14 protein-coding genes are annotated in these 16,825 nt (G+C 68.0%); 7 read left to right on the top strand and 7 right to left on the bottom strand.

Features of this window, described 5'->3' with window-relative positions; genetic code table 11:
- The first annotated feature begins 17 nt into the window (after nucleotides 1-17).
- Entirely contained in the window at nucleotides 18-1,385 is a 1,368-nt protein-coding gene (locus ACVCMI_RS02965; protein ID WP_395121035.1) for a glutamate--cysteine ligase, read from the top strand.
- Nucleotides 1,386-1,397: 12 nt separating this feature from the next.
- On the opposite strand, the gene ACVCMI_RS02960 is transcribed toward ACVCMI_RS02965, so the two are convergent.
- Entirely contained in the window at nucleotides 1,398-2,390 is a 993-nt protein-coding gene (locus ACVCMI_RS02960) for a cupin-like domain-containing protein (protein ID WP_447097495.1), read from the bottom strand.
- Nucleotides 2,391-2,492: 102 nt separating this feature from the next.
- Here ACVCMI_RS02960 and ACVCMI_RS02955 point away from each other — a divergent pair, with 102 nt between their 5' ends.
- Both ACVCMI_RS02955 and ACVCMI_RS02950 read left to right on the top strand, forming a co-directional pair.
- A complete protein-coding gene (locus ACVCMI_RS02955; RefSeq protein WP_447097496.1) occupies nucleotides 2,493-3,728 on the top strand; it encodes a multifunctional CCA addition/repair protein in 1,236 nt (411 codons plus the stop codon).
- Between the two features lie 59 nt (nucleotides 3,729-3,787).
- Complete coding sequence (locus tag ACVCMI_RS02950) at nucleotides 3,788-6,013, top strand: LTA synthase family protein (RefSeq protein ID WP_447097497.1); 2,226 nt, start codon at nucleotides 3,788-3,790, stop codon at nucleotides 6,011-6,013.
- A gap of 1 nt (nucleotide 6,014) precedes the next feature.
- Here the strand turns inward: ACVCMI_RS02950 and ACVCMI_RS02945 are convergent, their stop codons facing one another.
- Both ACVCMI_RS02945 and ACVCMI_RS02940 read right to left on the bottom strand, forming a co-directional pair.
- The gene (locus ACVCMI_RS02945) at nucleotides 6,015-7,202 is read right to left on the bottom strand and encodes a class I SAM-dependent methyltransferase (RefSeq protein WP_447097498.1); all 1,188 of its coding nucleotides are present in this window, start codon (nucleotides 7,200-7,202) and stop codon (nucleotides 6,015-6,017) included.
- A gap of 113 nt (nucleotides 7,203-7,315) precedes the next feature.
- The gene (locus tag ACVCMI_RS02940) at nucleotides 7,316-9,493 is read right to left on the bottom strand and encodes a TonB-dependent receptor (RefSeq protein ID WP_447097499.1); all 2,178 of its coding nucleotides are present in this window, start codon (nucleotides 9,491-9,493) and stop codon (nucleotides 7,316-7,318) included.
- Nucleotides 9,494-9,664: 171 nt separating this feature from the next.
- Here ACVCMI_RS02940 and ACVCMI_RS02935 point away from each other — a divergent pair, with 171 nt between their 5' ends.
- Nucleotides 9,665-10,348 (top strand): hypothetical protein, encoded by a 684-nt coding sequence (locus ACVCMI_RS02935; RefSeq protein WP_395121029.1) that lies wholly within the window; start codon nucleotides 9,665-9,667, stop codon nucleotides 10,346-10,348.
- A gap of 54 nt (nucleotides 10,349-10,402) precedes the next feature.
- The gene (locus ACVCMI_RS02930) at nucleotides 10,403-11,149 is read left to right on the top strand and encodes a pteridine reductase (RefSeq protein ID WP_447097500.1); all 747 of its coding nucleotides are present in this window, start codon (nucleotides 10,403-10,405) and stop codon (nucleotides 11,147-11,149) included.
- 104 nt (nucleotides 11,150-11,253) lie between these two features.
- Here ACVCMI_RS02930 and ACVCMI_RS02925 read toward each other — a convergent pair whose 3' ends face one another.
- From ACVCMI_RS02925 to folB, 4 genes are all read right to left on the bottom strand, one after another.
- Nucleotides 11,254-12,114, bottom strand: a complete 861-nt coding sequence (locus ACVCMI_RS02925) for a DUF6159 family protein (protein ID WP_447097501.1) — start codon at nucleotides 12,112-12,114, stop codon at nucleotides 11,254-11,256.
- Nucleotides 12,115-12,273: 159 nt separating this feature from the next.
- Nucleotides 12,274-12,762, bottom strand: a complete 489-nt coding sequence (gene folK / locus ACVCMI_RS02920; protein ID WP_447097502.1) for a 2-amino-4-hydroxy-6-hydroxymethyldihydropteridine diphosphokinase — start codon at nucleotides 12,760-12,762, stop codon at nucleotides 12,274-12,276.
- A gap of 4 nt (nucleotides 12,763-12,766) precedes the next feature.
- Nucleotides 12,767-14,023 (bottom strand): mechanosensitive ion channel family protein, encoded by a 1,257-nt coding sequence (locus tag ACVCMI_RS02915; RefSeq protein ID WP_447099587.1) that lies wholly within the window; start codon nucleotides 14,021-14,023, stop codon nucleotides 12,767-12,769.
- Nucleotides 14,024-14,170: 147 nt separating this feature from the next.
- The gene (folB, locus tag ACVCMI_RS02910) at nucleotides 14,171-14,530 is read right to left on the bottom strand and encodes a dihydroneopterin aldolase (protein ID WP_395121318.1); all 360 of its coding nucleotides are present in this window, start codon (nucleotides 14,528-14,530) and stop codon (nucleotides 14,171-14,173) included.
- 123 nt (nucleotides 14,531-14,653) lie between these two features.
- Between folB and dbpA the strand changes: the two genes are divergently transcribed.
- Nucleotides 14,654-16,033, top strand: a complete 1,380-nt coding sequence (gene dbpA / locus ACVCMI_RS02905) for an ATP-dependent RNA helicase DbpA (protein WP_447097503.1) — start codon at nucleotides 14,654-14,656, stop codon at nucleotides 16,031-16,033.
- Nucleotides 16,034-16,049: 16 nt separating this feature from the next.
- Complete coding sequence (locus ACVCMI_RS02900; RefSeq protein WP_447097504.1) at nucleotides 16,050-16,817, top strand: glutaminyl-peptide cyclotransferase; 768 nt, start codon at nucleotides 16,050-16,052, stop codon at nucleotides 16,815-16,817.
- Nucleotides 16,818-16,825: the final 8 nt, after the last annotated feature.

The following is a 16,825-nucleotide window of genomic DNA, read 5'->3' as shown; positions in this document are numbered from 1 at the left end:
CCAGCGAGGCTTCCCCCGTGTCCATACCCAGCGCCGTCAAGAGCACCCCGATCGCGGGGCGCCAGCAGCTCGCCGATTACCTGGCGGCTGGCGAGAAGCCACGCGAGGCCTGGCGCATCGGCACCGAGCACGAGAAGTTCGGTTTCCTCACCGACACGCTGCGTCCGCCCACCTTCGAGGGCGAGCGCGGCATCAAGGTGCTGCTGGAGACCCTGGCCATCCGCTATGGCTGGGACGTCGCCCGCGAAGGCGAGAACCCGGTGGCGCTGTCGCGCAACGGTGCCTCCATCACGCTGGAGCCGGCCGGGCAACTGGAATTGTCCGGCGCCATGCTGGAGACCATCCACCAGACCTGCGCCGAGGTGAACTCGCACCTGAAGGACGTGCGCTCGGTCGCCGAGAGCATGGGCGTGGGTTTCCTCGGCATGGGCTTCCAGCCGAAGTGGCGCCGCGACGAGATGCCATGGATGCCCAAGGGCCGCTACAAGATCATGCGCGAGTACATGCCCAAGGTCGGCTCGCTCGGCTTGGACATGATGACGCGCACCTGCACGGTGCAGGTGAACCTGGACTTCTCGTCCGAAGCGGACATGGTGAAGAAGTTCCGCACCAGCCTCGCGCTGCAGCCGATCGCCACCGCGCTGTTCGCCGACTCGCCGTTCACCGAGGGACGTCCAAACGGCTATCTGTCGTATCGCTCGCACATCTGGACCGATACCGATGCGGATCGCACCGGCATGCTCGACTTCGTGTTCGCCGACGGCTTCGGCTACGAGCGCTACGTCGACTACATCCTCGGCGTGCCGATGTACTTCAGCCTGCAGAACGGCCAGTACCTCGACCTGGCGGGGCAGGACTTCAGGAAGTTCATGGCCGGCGAACTGCCCGCGCTGCCGGGCGTGCGCGCCACCATGAAGGACTTCGCGGACCACCTCACCACCGCCTTCCCCGAGGTGCGCCTGAAGCAGTACCTGGAGATGCGCGGCGCCGACGGCGGCCCGTGGAACCGGCTGTGCGCGCTGCCCGCGTTCTGGGTCGGCCTGCTGTACGACCAGCAGGCGCTGGACGCAGCCTGGGACCTGGTCAAGGATTTCAGCACCGCCGAGCGCCACGCCCTGCGCGACGGCGTACCGAAGCACGCGCTGAAACTGCCGTTCCGTGGCGGCACGGTGCGTGACCTCGCCGAGGAGGCGCTGAAGATCGCCGCCCACGGGCTCAAGCGCCGCGCTTGCCTCAACAAGAACGGTGCCGACGAAAGCATCTTCCTGGAACCGCTGCTCGAGATCGTCGCCACCAACCAGACCCCGGCCGAGCGCAAACTTGAACTGTTCCACGGCGCGTGGGGCGGCAGCGTGGACCCGGTGTTCCGCGAGTTCGCGTACTGAGCGCCGCGGCGTTCACGCCCGTCCGTCGCCCCTGCCCCGGATCAGGCCGCGTCCACGCCGGAACAGACGCAAGCCCGCTGCCTTGCAGCGATCGAGCGCGCGGGAGCGGCCGACCGGCAGAGGTCGCCAGCCAAGTCGACGCAGTTTCGCATTGAAGACGTGGGCAGCCGTGCAGACGTCCGAACGACGCGTGCGGTAGGTGACGGCCAAGGACACCGACAGGTCCCGTCCGGTGTACACGCGGTGCGGGGCGATGAACGGATGATGCACGCCCATGCCTGGGCCGAGGTCGAACGTGCTCGCCTTGTTCTCGAGCGCATCCCGGAACGTCGGTCGCTCGCCGACGTGGGCGAGCAGCAGATCCTTCTGCGCGTCGGTCATCACCTCCTCGTCGGCCGGATTCCACAGCTGCACGCGCTTGGTACCGCGGATCTGGCACAGGAAGTTCATCTCCCGGTCCATGTGATAGGGCGTGACGGCGTCGCGCGTGGAAATGAAGATGTAGGTCGAATACCAGGTCATTTCCGGATCGAGGGACGCGGTGTCCGCGGCGATTTCGGCCAGCACGCCTTCGATGACCACCCGGTATTCCGGGTCCAGCTCGGGGTTGTAGATGACGACGTAGGCACGCTCTTCTTCGAATCGATCGATCGCGTCTTCGAGACTCAGGCCCGCCTTGTACCGATCGAACGAACTGTCGAAGTGTGCGTCGTCGGGAATCTCGCCGATCCGGTAGCGGATCTTCCGGGAATCCATGCGCCGGCACAGGTCGAACAGGCGAGGCAGCGCGAAGTGTTCGTTGCCGGCCAAGGCATGGGCGAACACAAACGGCTGCCGATTGTAGTGCCGTGCCAGTTGCGCGGGATCGAGCTCGAGCATGCGCGGCCCGGCTTGACGACCTCGGGCGAGCAGTTCGGCGTAATGACGGGAGGAAATGAAGCTGCCCAGCATGATGCCCCCCTTGTTGCGGCCATTCATGGCGGCGGCGCGGTCAAGCGCGGACAAGAAGGACTCACGGTCCGTACCATGTCGCCGAGCGCATGTTCCACCCCTCGTCTGCGACGGTCAACGCACGGCGTAACGCTTCCCGCATGGCATCATGCCCGCATGCAAACCTATCTGGTCGGCGGCGCGGTGCGCGACAAGTTGCTGGGGCGGGCGGCGGGTGACCGCGACTACGTGGTGGTCGGCGCGCTGCCCGAGGACCTGCTGGCGCGCGGCTATCGACCGGTGGGCAGGGATTTCCCGGTGTTCCTGCACCCGGAGACGGGCGAGGAGTACGCGCTGGCGCGCACCGAGCGCAAGAGCGGGCGCGGCTATCACGGTTTCGTGTTCCAGGCCGACGCGAACGTGACGCTGGAGCAGGATCTGGCGCGGCGCGACCTGACCATCAACGCGATCGCCGAGGATGCGCAAGGCGTGCTGACCGATCCGTTCGGCGGCGTGCGCGACATCGCCGTACGGGTGCTGCGGCATGTGTCGCCGGCCTTCGCCGAAGATCCGGTGCGCGTGTTGCGCACGGCACGCTTCGCGGCGCGCTTCGCCCCGCTGGGTTTCACGGTGGCGCCGGAGACGATGACGCTGATGCAGCAGATGGTGCGCGATGGCGAGATCGATCACCTGGTGCCGGAGCGGGTCTGGGCGGAGACGCGCAAGGCACTGGGCGAGGCGCAGCCCTCGGCGTTCCTGCGCGTGCTGCGCGAGTGCGGCGCACTGGCGGTGCTGTTTCCCGAGGTCGACGCGCTGTACGGCGTGCCGCAGCGCGCCGAGTTCCACCCGGAGATCGACAGCGGCGTTCACCTGGAACTGGTGCTGGACCAGTCGGCACAACTGGCGCCGGGCGACGACCTGGTCGCCTTCTGCGCGCTGACTCATGACCTGGGCAAGGCGCTGACCCCGGCGCACGAACTGCCGCGCCACGTCGGCCACGAGCAGCGCGGCGTGAAGCCGCTGCGCGCGCTGGCCGCACGGCTGAAGGTACCCACCGAACATGCCGCGCTGGCCGAGCTGGTTTGCCGCGAGCACCTGAACGCCCACCGGGCGTTCGAGCTGAAGCCCGCGACGGTGTTGAAGTTGCTGACCGCGCTCGACGCCCTGCGGCGCCCGGCACGGCTGGACAAGTTCCTGGCTGCCTGCATGGCGGACAAGCGCGGTCGCACGGGACATGCGCTGGATGCGTATCCGCAGGCCGACTACCTGCGCGCCTGCCGCGATGCCGCCGCGGCGATCGACGCGGCCGGCTTCGTCGCCGCCGGCCTGACCGGCCCGGCGATCGGGCAGGCGATGGCGGCGGCACGCATCGACGCGATCGCCGCGGTGAAGACAAAGCATCCGAAAAGCTGATCCGCGGTATAAAGAGCGGATTGCCGATCGGGGGATCGGCCAACCCGCTGGAGTCGTCCGTGTCCGACCTGTTCACCGCGCCCTCACCGCTGCGCCAGCGCTTCCGACCGCTGTGGTGGTTGGGCATCACCTACCTGGCGATCAGCTTCGTCACCCGCGTGGTGCTGCTGGTGATGTCCGGCAGCAACGTGCCGCATACCCCGCTGAACCTGCTTTACGCGTTCGGCGTGGGGCTGGGCTACGACCTGGTGACCTTCATCTACCTGGCCTGGCCGATGGTGCTGCTGCTGTGGCTGGTGCCGACCCGCTCGGGCCGCACGCCGCCGCTGCTGCGCTGGCTGTTGTACGCGGTGGGGGTGACGCTGGCCGGCGTGCTGTGCGTCGGCGCCTTGCACCTGATCTACCACGCCAGCCTCAAGGTGACCTGGCCGGCGATCCTGCCGTTCCTGTTCGTGCTGCCGCTGGCGGGGTTCACCTACACCTCGCGCGCCGGCCAGTGGGTGGTGTACGGCTTCGGGCTGCTGCTGGTCTACGCCCTGTTGTTCATCGCTGCATCCGAACTGGTGTTCTGGAACGAATTCAGCGTGCGCTTCAACTTCATCGCGGTGGATTATCTGGTCTACACCACCGAGGTGATCGGCAACATCCGGGAGTCCTACCCGATCTGGCGCTGGCTGGCGCTGCTGGTGGTGCTGGCGCTGGTGATCTTCTTCATCGGCCGCCGCGGCCTGCGCGCGCGCGACAGCGGCAGCCGGCTGTGGCAGCGCGGCAAGCTGGTGCTGCTGTGGCTGGTGCTGACGGTGGTCTCGGTGTTCGCCGTCAACGGCGGCATGAAGGATCGCACTGGAAACACCTATGTCGACGAGCTGGCCGGCAACGGCATCTACCAGTTCTTCGCCGCGTTCCGCTCCTCGCACCTGGACTACGCCAAGTTCTACCGCACGCTGCCCGACGACCAGGCCTATGCGCGACTGCGCGAACTGCTGCAGACGCCGGACGCCACCTTCATCAGCGACGACCCGCGCGACCTCACCCGCGCAATCCGCCACGTCGGCCCGGAGAAGCATCTCAACGTGGTGCTGATCAGCGTGGAGAGCCTGTCCGGCGACTACCTGGCCACGTTCGGCAACCAGCAGCAGCTCACCCCGTATCTCGATTCGCTGGTCGATCACAGCGTGTTCTTCGACAACCTCTACGCCAACGGCACGCGCACGGTGCGCGGGCTGGAGGCACTGGCCTTGTCGGTGCCGCCGACACCGGGCGACTCGCTGATCCGCGAGCACGACAACGAGGACCTGTTCTCGCTGGCGGGCATCTTCAATGACCGCGGCTACCAGTCGGACTTCGTCTACGGCGGTTACGGCCAGTTCGACAACATGAACTACTTCTTCGGCCACAACGGCTATCGCGACGTGGACCGGCGCGACATCCCCAAGGGCGCCACCATCCACGGCCAGAACGTGTGGGGCGTGGCAGACGAGGATCTGTACACCCTGGCGCTGGGCCAGATGGACCAGATCCACGCCGAGGGCAAGCCGTTCTTCCTGCACGTGATGACCACCTCCAACCACCGGCCGTACACCTTCCCCGACAACCGGGTGAAGTTTCCCAACCAATCGCGCGCCGGCGCGGTGGCGTACACCGACTGGGCGATCGGCGACTTCATCAGGCGCGCGCGGGCTAAGCCGTACTTCGACAACACGGTGTTCGTGATCACCGCCGACCACTGCGCCTCCAGCGCGGGCAAGACCAGCCTGCCGATCAACCGCTACCACATCCCGCTGTGGATCTACGCGCCGGCGCACTTCAAGCCCGAACGCGTGCACCGGCTGATGGGCCAGCTGGACATCCCGCCGACGCTGCTGGGCATGCTCAATTTCAGCTATCGCACGCGCTTCTTCGGCCACGACCTGTTCGCGCTGCCGCCGGAACGCGAACACGCCTTCCCCGGCACCTACGAAAAGCTCGGCTACCTGCAAGACGACGTGCTCACCATCCTGGAGCCGCGGCGCCGGCTGGAGCAGCTCAAGCCCGACTACGCCACCGGCGACGCCACGCCGGTGCAGCCACTGCGGCAATCGCTGATCGACGACGCAGTGGCGTATTACCAAGTGGCCAGCGAGCAGTTCGCCAGCGGCGCGATGCGGCGGCGGCCGGAGGATTCGACGAAGGTGGAGCCATTGCCGGCGCCGGCCGCGTCCGTTCCCGCGCCAGCTGCATCGGCGCCGGCGGCGGCCACGTCGACGGCCACTGCGCCGCCGACCGCCGGATCCGTCGCGGGCTAGCTCAGAGCCGGCCGCCCTGATCGGCGGCCAGCAGCTCGGCCGGCAGCGGCAGCGCCTCCATGCCGCGCGCGAGCAGCATCGCCTGGAAGCGCTCGCCCATCTGTTCGGGCAGCATCAGCTTCTTCACCTGCTGCGCCAGCTGGAGGCGGCCGCGTTCGTCCGCCGGCTGCAGCTGCTCGAACACCTGCTGCAAGCCCGCGCCAATCAGGAATTGCGCCTGCGGCATGTACGCGGCCACGCCGAAACCCGCGCTGTTGCCGGCCTCGGCCAGCGCGGTGAAATCCACCGATGCGGTGAGGTCGTTCAAGCCGGGCAGGTACAGCGGATCGTTGTGCGCGTGGTGGCGGTAGTGCGCCATCAAGGTGCCGTCGTCGCGCTCGGCCAGGTAGTACTCGCGGCGCACGTAGCCGTAATCGACGAACAGCATCACGCCGGCGACCAGCGCCCCGGCCACGGCCTGTATCCAGTACGGCAACTGCGGCAGCAGTTCGGAGCGGTAGCCGTCGGCGAACTCGGCGCCGAGGTCGCGTTCGACGTGCCGCACCGCGCCGGCGACCAGCGCATCGGCCGGACGATCGACGCGCATCAATCGCCCCTCGCCGTCCAGCGCCACATATTCCTCGAACACCTCGCCATCGCGCATCGCGAAACGGGTGGCCGGCAGCGCGTCGATCACCTCGTTGGCGAACAGCACGCCGCGCCAGTCCTGCTCGGGCGGGCGATCCAGCCATGCCACGCGCGCGTTGAGTTCCGCCGGCAGGTTTGCCTGCAGGCGTTCGCGCTGGCGCTCGCGCAGGTCGGCGCTGGGTTCCAGGATCAAGTATCGCCGCGGCAAGGTGTCGCCCGCTGCCAGCGTCTTCAACGCCGCCTCGGCGAACGCACCGCTGCCGCCACCGAGTTCGAGGAAGTCGGCCTCCCCGCCCAGCATCGCCAGCACCGGCTGCAACGCATTCACCACGCAACGTGCGAACAGCTCGCCCAGTTCCGGCGCCGTGACGAAGTCTCCCGCCGCGCCGAACTTGGTGCGACCGGCGCTGTAATAGCCCAGCCCCGGCGCATACAGGCAACGCTCCATGTACTGCGAGAACGGCATCGGCCCGTGCGAGGCGATCTGCTCGCGCAGCAATTGCATCAGGCGGTCGGCATGGGCGCGTTCGTCGGCGCCGGGTTCGGGGAGGCGGGAAGGCATCGGTCTTGCCGGTGATGAAAACGCGGCAAGCATAACGGATGGTCTGCAACCGCCAGCCCGCCTCCGCTTTTGCCGTTCCGATTCACTGTTCCCCATTCCCTGTTCCCCGCCCCTCAGAAATCCTTCTGCAGATTCAGGTACACGCCGCGGCGCGGGCCGAACTGCGGTGCGCCGACACCGATGCCGCTGCCGTCGCGCAGCTCGTAGGTGCGATCCAGCGCGTTGATCAGCGCCAGCTGCACATGCAACGGGCCGAAGTCGTCGATCATGAAATCATGCGTGACGTTGAGGTTGAGCTGGAAGTATGCCGGCAACGAGGCGCCGTTCGGCACCGCGCCGTCCTTGCGCAGGCCGCTGCCGTACAGGTAGTTGGCACCGAGGCGGGTGGCGTCATCCAGCGCGTAGCTGACGCCGCCGGACGAGGTGAGTTTCTGGTCGTGGTCGAGGAAGATCCAATGCTGGTTGACCCAGGCCAGGTCGTCCGGCGCGAAGTTGTACTGGCTGCTGATGATGCGTTTGCCGATGGCCTTGCCGAGCGACGCATTGAAGTATGCCGACAGCGGCCCCTGCTCGTAGTTGGCGGTGAACTCCACGCCCTTCACCCGTCCTTCGGCGTAGTTGAAGGTGGAGTAGACCAGCGCGGAGCCGAACTGGCCCTCGTCCTGCAGGCGCCGCACCTTGCGGTAATACGCATCCACGCCCAGCGTCCAGGCATCGCCGAGGCGTTGCTGGACGCCCACGTCGAAATAGTCCGAACGCTCGGCCAGCGGCGTGTTGTTGCCGCTGTCCGCCACCGCGTTGGTGGTGCCGTCGAACTTCGCGATGTTGAAGCTCGCGATCATCTCGGTCGCCGGCGGGGTGAAGTAGCGCGAGTAGCCGGCGTGCACGGTGGTGCCGTCGCTGGCCTGCCAGACCAGGCCCAGGCGCGGGCTCAGCTGGCTCTCGCTGCGCACCAGTTGGTAGCGGTCGCCGCGCAGGCCGACGTTCAGCGTCCAGTTCTCGGCGAGGCTCCATTCGTCCTGCACATAGGCCGACCAGGTTTTCGCGGTGAGGCGGCTGTTGTCGAGAATGTTGATCGGCGTGGTGCTGGCCTGTTCGCCATCGGCATTGGCCGGGAACACCCAGGCATCGTTGCCGCTGACGGCACGCTCGAAGCTGCCCCAGATGCCGTAGCGCAGGGTATGGCGCCCACCCAGCGGCGTGGAGAAATCCGCCTGCAAGGTACTGGCGCGGTTGCTGCGGGTGACATTGGAGGCGACGCCGTTGAACATCAGCTCGCCGATCCGGTCCGGCGTGTAGGCGAGGCGGCTGTAACGCTGGCCCAGCGACAGCTGGTAGTCGGTCGCACCCAGCCTGCCCTGCAGTGCCAGCACGCCGAAACGGGTGGTCTCGCGCTGGCGCTGGTCGAGGTCGGCGGAATTGAAATCGACCGTGTCGAGATAGCCGAAGGCCGGTATCTGCCCCGGGTTGTTGGGAATCTGGTAGCGGTTGTTGGCGACGCCGAACAGCAAGCTCAGGCGGGTGTCGTTGTCGATCAGATAGCTGACGTCGCCGAAGCCCTTCACCTGATCGGTGTGGTCGTGGATCGGCTTCCTGCTCGACGTGGGGTTCTCGATCCCGGCGTCGCTCTCCAGGTAGTTGCCGGTGAAAAACCAGCTCCAGCGATCCTTGCTGCCCCACACCGACGCGTTCGGGTTCAGCGTGGCGTTGCTGCCGCCGGTGATGCCGACGCTGCCGCCGTTGCCCAGGTCGTGGCCGTTGCGGGTGGTGATGTCGACCACCGCCGCGGTGCGCAGTCCGTACTGCGCCGGCAGCGCGCCATCGAGCAGCGTCACGGTGTCGATCATGTGCGCGTCGAGGCTCTGGCCGAAGCCGCCGATCGACTCGGGGATGATCACGCCGTTGATGCGGTACTGCAGGTTCGCATGGTCGCCGCGCACGTGCAGGCCGCCGTAGGAATCCTGCACCACGCCCGGCGCCTGCAGCAGCACCTGGCTCATCGGCGTGGACGCGCCCAGCGGCAGTTGCACGATGGCCTTGTGGTCGATCACGTACTGGCTGGAGCCGGTATCCGGCGACAGCGCATTGCGCGCCTGGTCCAGCGCGGCGGAAACCGACACTTCACCCAGTTCCCGCACCGGCAGCGGGGGCTGGCCGCCGCTGCCTTCGGCGGCCACGGTGGCGTCGTCGGCGACCGGCGCGCCGGTGCTGGTCGGGGTGGGCTCGGCGGCGTGGATACCGCTCGCCAGCAGGGCGGCAGCGAGGGCCAGGGCAATCGGGGAGGCTTTCATCGAAGACCGGAGGTGGGGAGTTTTTGTAATGTTATAACATTCCTGTATCTGCAGAAGAGGCGCCCGGGCCGAAAGTCACGCCGGTCACAGCACGGTTGGCCCGCGCTTCACGCGCGACCTCTAGACTGCGAAGGCGCGGGGCGCGTCCGGCGTCCGCCATCGGAGCCACGCATGACCCCACCCGGCAAGCAGGTACCCGCCGTCGTCGTGCCGACCGCCCACGGCCGGATCACCGGCGCGATCCTGGATTTCGTCAGCGAGGTGCCCGACAGCACCGTCGGCAACAGTCCGCAACCAGCCACCGAGGCCCGCCGGCTGGCCGACCGCGCCGCCCGACGCGCCGCAGTCACCGCCGGCTCGCTGGCCTTGCCGCCGGGGCCGCTGGGCTGGCTGACCCTGCTGCCGGAACTGATCGCGATCTGGAAGATCCAGGCGCAGATGGTCAGCGACATCGCCGCCGCCTACGGTCGCCACGCCACGCTGGGGCGCGAACAGATGCTGTGGTGCCTGTTCCGCCACACCGCGGCGCAGGCATTCCGCGACCTGGTGGTGCGCATGGGCGATCGACTGGTGTTCCGGCGCATGTCGCACGGCGTGATCGAGCGCATCGCCCGGCAGATCGGCATCAAGCTGACCCGGCGCACGCTGGGCAAGGGCGCCTCGCGCTGGCTGCCGGCGATCGGCGCGCTCGGCGTGGGCGCCTACGCGTACTACGACACCCGGCAGGTGGCCGGCACCGCGATCGCGCTGTTCGAAAGCGACATCGTGATGGAGCAGCTCGACGGGGATGCGCGCGACGATGAAGACCCGCGCGACGATGCCGCCACGCTGTCGCGCAAATCGCCGCGCGGATGACGCCCGCGCCGCTTTGCGGCAAGCTGGTCCCCAACCTGCTGCCGGATGCCCGCGATGACGCCACGCCCTGATCGCCCCGTCGCGCTGATCACCGGCGCCGCGCGCCGCGTCGGCGCGGTGATCGCGCGCACCCTGCACACGGCCGGCTACGACCTGGCGCTGCACTATCGCCATTCGGCGGACGAGGCACACGCGCTGGCCGACGAGCTGCGGACATCACGCGCCGACAGCGTGCTGCTGGTGCAGGCCGACCTCGCCGACCTGGCCGCGCTCCCGGCATCCGTCGAGAGCGTCGTGGCGCATTACGGCCGACTCGACGCGCTGGTCAACAACGCCTCCGCGTTCTTTCCGACGCCGATGGGCAGCGTCACGCCGGCGCAGTGGAACACGCTGTTCGCCTCCAATGCGCAGGCGCCGTTCTTCCTGAGCCAGGCCGCGCTGCCGGCGCTGCGCGACGCGCACGGCAGCATCGTCAACCTGGTCGACATCTATGCCGAACGCCCGCTCGCCGACCACCCGCTGTACTGCATGGCCAAGGCTGCACTGGCGGCAATGACCCGCTCGCTGGCGCTCGACCTCGCGCCCGCGGTGCGGGTCAACGGCGTGGCCCCAGGCGCGGTGATGTGGCCCAGCGACGGCAAGCCCTACGCCGACCAGCAGGCGATGCTCGCGCGCACGCCCCTGCAGCGCGCCGGCACGCCCGACGACGTGGCCGGCACCGTGCTGTGGCTGCTGCGCGACGCGCCGTTCGTCACCGGCCAGATCATCCGGGTGGACGGCGGGCGCACGCTGTCGGTGTAGGAACCGCGGGCGATACTTTTCCGACCCTGGAATCCCGAATCCCGATCAAAAGCATCGCCCGCGAGCGGGCTTCTGCGAGGTGCCGGCGGAGTGAATCGGCAGCGTCATTTCTTCTTCGGCGCGAAGGCCTGCTGCAACAGGGCCTGGTCGAAGCCCGCGCTGGCCTCGCCCGCCTCGGCATAGCGATAGAGCGCGGCCGCGTAGATGCCCTGCAGCGCGGACTGGATCAGCCCGAGCAGGATGAAGCCGAGCACCACAATCACCACTGCCGCCACCGCCGCCACGATCGAATGCATGGCGATGGCGCCGCCGACCAGCAGCGCGCCGACCAGCACCGCCACCAACATCAGCAGGCCGAACACCACGCCGATGCCGCCTTGGCCGATCAGGTTCTCGCCCCAGCTGCGCTTGAGCAGTTCCACGCTGTGCTTGACCGCGTCGATCGGGCCGATGTCCCTGCTCGCCAGCACCGGCACCACCAGGAAGGTGGCCACCGTCCAGGCCAGGCCGATCAGGCCGACCACGAAGCGGCCGATCAGGCCCAGGCGCTCCTGCACCATGCGCAGGAGCAGGCCGACGGTGGCGGCGATCAAGGCATAGCCGAGGATCTGCGGCAACCTGGCGCGCGCCAGCGCGAAGCCCGCTCCCACGCTGGTCGGCTCGCCGCGCAGATGCATCAGCGCCACGCCGGTCAGCGCGGTCTGGAAGAAGATGATCACGAAGTACTGCACCAGGTAGAACGCGAACATCAGCAGGTAGGCACCCACCGACAGGCGCTCCTGGATCTCCTGCCCCGCATGCTCGCCGCCGATCGCCATGACCGCGACCGGCACCAGGAAACTGGCCGCCACCAGCAGCGTGCACAACCCCGACAGCAGCGGGAATACCAGCAGCGACTTGTCCGAGCGCAGCACCGCCGCGCTCGCCTTCATCAACGCCCAGCTGCGCGCGAATTTTCCGGCCATGATTGTTTCCCCTTCGTGTCTGGATCCGACTTGTCTTGCAGGGCACGCACCGTCCGCCGCTGTTGCCGTCACCGGGAAAAAAGCCGGCGGGCCGTGCCCGCCCTGCGCCGGTGATGCGCCCCGCCAGCACCCACACCGCGTGCGCTGCAGTGTACCTGTTCAATCCGCCAGCGATTCCATCTGCAAGGGTTCGCGCTGTCGCGGAAACGCCGCCCACAACTCGGCCATGCTCAAGCCGCTGACCGGGTGGCGAAAATCCGGTGCGATATCGGTGATCGGACGCAGCACGAAGGCGTGCCGCAACTCGTTGCGCGGAATCTGCAGATGGCCGGGGCCGTCGATGACCAGCGCGTCGTAGAACACGATGTCGATGTCCAGCGTGCGGTCCGAATAGCGCGGCACGTCGCGGCGCCGGCCGTGGCGATCTTCCAGCGCGTGCAGCCAGTCGTTCAGCGCCTGCGGGGTCAGGTCGGTATCCAGCGCCACCGCGAGGTTCACGAACTCGGCGCCCTCGAAACCCACCGACGCGCTGCGGTACGCCGGCGACACCGTGATTTCGCCGAAGCGTTCGCGCAAGGCGTCGATGGCCGCGACGAGATGTTTCCGCGGTTCGAGGTTGGACCCCAGACTCAGGTAGACACGCACCATCGTCTCAACCACCCGCCGCCAGGCGTAGCGACTGTTCCTGCCGGTACGCCAGCGCGGCGCGCACGTCCTGCCCCGACGGCTGCTGGTACAGCGCCAGGCCGAACTCGGGCAGGAGCGCAAACAGGTGGTCGAAGATATCGCTCTGGGTGTTCTCGTAGTCCGCCCAGGCCACGCTGGCGGTGAAGCAATACAGCTCCAGCGGAATGCCCTGCGGGCCGCTGGCGAGCTGGCGCACCAGGCAGAACAGCCCGTGGTGGATTTCCGGATGAGTGTCGAGGTAGGCCTGCGCATAGGCGCGGAAGGTGCCCAGGTTGGTGAGCCGGCGACGATTGCCGGCCACTTCGCCGGCCTCGCCGAGTGCTGCGTTCCACCGCGCCACTTCCTGCTGCCTGGAGGGCAGGTAGTCGGCCAGCAGGCGCAACTCGGCCAGCCGCCCCAGCGTGTCCGCATCGAGAAAGCGCACGCTGGCCGCATCGATATAAAGCGCACGCTTGATCCGCCGCCCGCCCGTCTCCTGCATGCCGCGCCAGTTCTTGTACGAGTCGCTGATCAGGCGCCAGCTGGGGATGCTGGTGATGGTCTTGTCCCAGTTGCGCACCTTGACCGTGTGCAGCGCTATGTCGATCACGTCGCCATCGGCATTGAGCTGCGGCATCTCGATCCAGTCGCCGACCCGCAGCATGTCGTTCGACGACAACTGCACGCCGGCCACGAAGCCCAGGATGGTGTCCTTGAAGATCAGCATCAGCACCGCCGACATCGCGCCCAGCCCGGACAGCAGCAGGCCAATGTGCTTGCCGGTGACCGCCGCGATGATGATCAATCCGGCAACGACGAACAGGCCGAGCTTCACCAGTTGCACCAGGCCCTTGATCGATCGCTGCTGCCCGCGCGGGGTCTCCCGGTAGAGATCCTCCAGCGCCGACAGCGCGGCACTGATCGCCATCACCACGAAGAACACCAGCAACGCCGTCATCAGGTTGCCGACCAGCACCTCGATACGAGGCGATACGCCCGGCACCAGCATGATGCCGTACTGGATCGCCAGTGCCGGCACCATCCGCGCCAGCCACTGGAAGGTGTGGCGCCGGAACAGGGCGTCATCCCATTTCCAGGTCGTGCGCCGGGCGATGCCGCGCACCACGCGCAGCAGCAGTCGCTGCGCCAGTTGACCGGCAAGCCAGGCCAGCGCCAGCAGCGCGATGACGCCCAGCGCGGTGCGCATCCAGGGAAGGTCGAGAAAGTTCTGCAAGGTCTGCATCAATTCGTTCCTGTCGGCTCGGAGCCCGCGCCATGGTCAGCGGGCAGGACGGGGCGGCATGGACCGCGGAAGGCACGTGGCCAATCCTGACAAGCATGGCGGCCAGGCGGCACCGCAACAACCCCGGCGGGCCTTTCGACGCAGGCGCTATGGCGACCGCGTGCCGCGCTCGATGCACACACCCACCGCCTTCGCGCCGCGCACCGCACCGGGCTTGGACAGTTTCAAGCGCACCCAACGCACGCCGAACTCCTCGCGGATGATCGCCGCGCAGCGCTCGGCCAGCGTCTCGACCAGGCCGAAGCTCGATGCGCCGACGTAACCGATCAGCCGCTTGGACACGTCCTTGTAGTTGAGCGTCAGGGCAATGTCGTCGCTGGCCGCGGGCACCGTGTTGTCGAAAGCCATCTCGATGTCGAACGACAGCGTCTGCCGCACGCGGCGCTCCCAGTCGTAGATGCCGATGACGGCGTCGATGCGCAGGTCTTCGATGAACACGGTATCCATGGCGGTGACTGCTGTGGCGGGGCCGTACAGGGTCGGGTACGCGGCTTGCGGATGCAAGCCCGGGCGGCGTGCCCCACGGCACACGCCCAGCGAACCCCCCGCCCAAGATGCGATCATGCGCCCATGACCGCCTTCAGCACCCTCCCGCTCAAACCCGCCCTGCTCGCCAGCGTCGACGCGCTTGGCTACACCGACATGACCCCGGTGCAGGCGCAGAGCCTGCCGCCGATGCTCGAAGGTTGCGACGTGATCGCGCAGGCGCAGACCGGCAGCGGCAAGACGGCGGCATTCGGCTTGAGCCTGCTGCAGGCACTGGACGTGGACACGATCCGGCTGCAGGCGCTGGTGCTCTGCCCCACCCGCGAACTGGCCGACCAGGTCAGCAAGGCGATCCGCAAGCTGGCCGCGAACATCCCCAACGTGAAGCTGCTGACCCTGTGCGGCGGCATGCCGCTGGGTCCGCAACTCGCCTCGCTGACGCACGACCCGCACATCGTGGTGGGCACGCCTGGCCGCGTGCAGGAACACCTGAAGCGGCAGAGCCTGCACGGCGGCGGCATCAAGGTGCTGGTGCTGGACGAGGCCGACCGCATGCTCGACATGGGTTTTGCCGAGGCGATCGACGACATCATCTCGCGCATCGCGAAACACCATCAGACCCTGCTGTTTTCGGCCACGTACCCGGGCGAGATCCGCGCGGTGAGCCAGCGCGTGCAGAACGATCCGGTTGAAGTGACGGTGGATGCGCCAGCCGACGCGAGGCCCGCGATCGAGCAGCGCTTCCACGAAGTGGAGCCGGCGCAGAAGCCCGATGCGCTGGCGCAGTTGCTGGCGGGCGAGCGGGGCGGGCAGGCACTGGTGTTCTGCAACATGCGCCGCGACGTCGACGCGGTGGCGCAGGAACTCGACCGCCGCGGCTACTCCGCGCTGGCCCTGCACGGCGACATGGAACAGCGCGACCGCGACGAGGTGCTGGTGCGCTTCGCCAACCACAGCTGCGCCGTGCTGGTGGCCACCGACGTGGCTGCGCGCGGGCTGGACATCGTGGCGCTGCCGCTGGTGGTCAGCTACGACGTCGCGCACGACCCGGAAACCCATACCCATCGCATCGGTCGCACCGGCCGCGCGGGCGAATCGGGCCTGGCGATCACCTTGTGCACGCCGCGCGAGCGGCCGAAGGCGGCGAACATCGAGGCGCTGAACGGGACGCCGCTGCCGTGGCGCCCGCTGAAGATCGCGCCGCCACGCGGCAAGGCCCTGCACCTGGCGCCGATGAAGACCCTGGTGATCGACGCCGGCCGCCAGGACAAGCTGCGCCCCGGCGACATCCTGGGCGCGCTCACCGGCGACGCGGGCCTCATCGCCGGGGACATCGGCAAGATCGACGTGTTCGCCACCCGCGCCTACGTGGCGATCAGCCGCGCGCTGGCCAACAAGGCGCTGGAGCGCCTGCGCGCCGGCAAGATCAAGGGCCGCAACTTCCGCGTGCGCGCGCTGAACTGACCCCACGGAGGCCCGCATGCGACGCCTGCTCACCCTGCTTGCCCTGCTGCTTGCCACTACCGCCTGCGGTGCGGCGATCCCGACCTATGGCTACCGCGTGGTGCGTGCCTATCCGCACGACACCTCGGCCTACACCGAGGGGCTGTTCTACAAGGACGGCTTTCTGTACGAGAGCACCGGCGAGAAAGGTGCCTCAAGCGTGCGCAAGGTGCAGCTGGAAACCGGCAAGGTGCTGCAGCGACTGGACTTGCCCGCGCAGTATTTCGGCGAAGGCATCGTCGCGTGGAACGGCGAGCTGATCCAGCTTACCTGGCAGGCCGGGACCGGTTTCGTCTACGGCCTGGACGACTTCAAGCTGCGCCGCAGCTTCAGCTATCCCGGCGAAGGCTGGGCGCTGACCCGCGACGAGCGCCGCATCTACATGAGCGACGGGTCGTCGGTGCTGCGCATCCTCGACCCGGCCACGCTGGCCCGCGTGGGCAGCATCACCGTCACCGCCGACGGCGCGCCGGTGACCAACCTCAATGAGCTGGAATGGGTGGACGGCGAGATCTACGCCAACATCTGGCTGACCAACCGCATCGCGCGCATCGATCCGGCCAGCGGCCATGTCGTCGGCTGGATCGACCTGACCGGCCTGTTCGACGTGAACAGCTTGCCGGTGCCGATGAACGACGTACTCAACGGCATCGCCTGGGACGCACGCGGCAAGCGCCTGTTCGTCACCGGCAAGCACTGGCCGAAGCTGTTCGAGATCGAGTTGGTGATACAGCCCGCGCGTTGAGCCGGCGG

The organism is Rhodanobacter sp. UC4448_H15, assembly GCF_052978265.1.
This window is presented reverse-complemented; position numbering and strand designations above follow the sequence as displayed.

Excerpts from the sequence above, each read along its gene's own strand:
- ACVCMI_RS02925 (WP_447097501.1), bottom strand. The coding sequence starts at position 12,114 with ATGGCCGGAAAATTCGCGCGCAGCTGGGCGTTGATGAAGGCGAGCGCG.
- dbpA (WP_447097503.1), top strand. The coding sequence starts at position 14,654 with ATGACCGCCTTCAGCACCCTCCCGCTCAAACCCGCCCTGCTCGCCAGC.
- folK (WP_447097502.1), bottom strand. The coding sequence starts at position 12,762 with ATGGTGCGTGTCTACCTGAGTCTGGGGTCCAACCTCGAACCGCGGAAA.
- ACVCMI_RS02930 (WP_447097500.1), top strand. The coding sequence starts at position 10,403 with ATGACGCCACGCCCTGATCGCCCCGTCGCGCTGATCACCGGCGCCGCG.
- ACVCMI_RS02940 (WP_447097499.1), bottom strand. The coding sequence starts at position 9,493 with ATGAAAGCCTCCCCGATTGCCCTGGCCCTCGCTGCCGCCCTGCTGGCG.
- folB (WP_395121318.1), bottom strand. The coding sequence starts at position 14,530 with ATGGATACCGTGTTCATCGAAGACCTGCGCATCGACGCCGTCATCGGC.
- ACVCMI_RS02935 (WP_395121029.1), top strand. The coding sequence starts at position 9,665 with ATGACCCCACCCGGCAAGCAGGTACCCGCCGTCGTCGTGCCGACCGCC.
- ACVCMI_RS02900 (WP_447097504.1), top strand. The coding sequence starts at position 16,050 with ATGCGACGCCTGCTCACCCTGCTTGCCCTGCTGCTTGCCACTACCGCC.
- ACVCMI_RS02955 (WP_447097496.1), top strand. The coding sequence starts at position 2,493 with ATGCAAACCTATCTGGTCGGCGGCGCGGTGCGCGACAAGTTGCTGGGG.
- ACVCMI_RS02915 (WP_447099587.1), bottom strand. The coding sequence starts at position 14,023 with ATGCAGACCTTGCAGAACTTTCTCGACCTTCCCTGGATGCGCACCGCG.
- ACVCMI_RS02945 (WP_447097498.1), bottom strand. The coding sequence starts at position 7,202 with ATGCCTTCCCGCCTCCCCGAACCCGGCGCCGACGAACGCGCCCATGCC.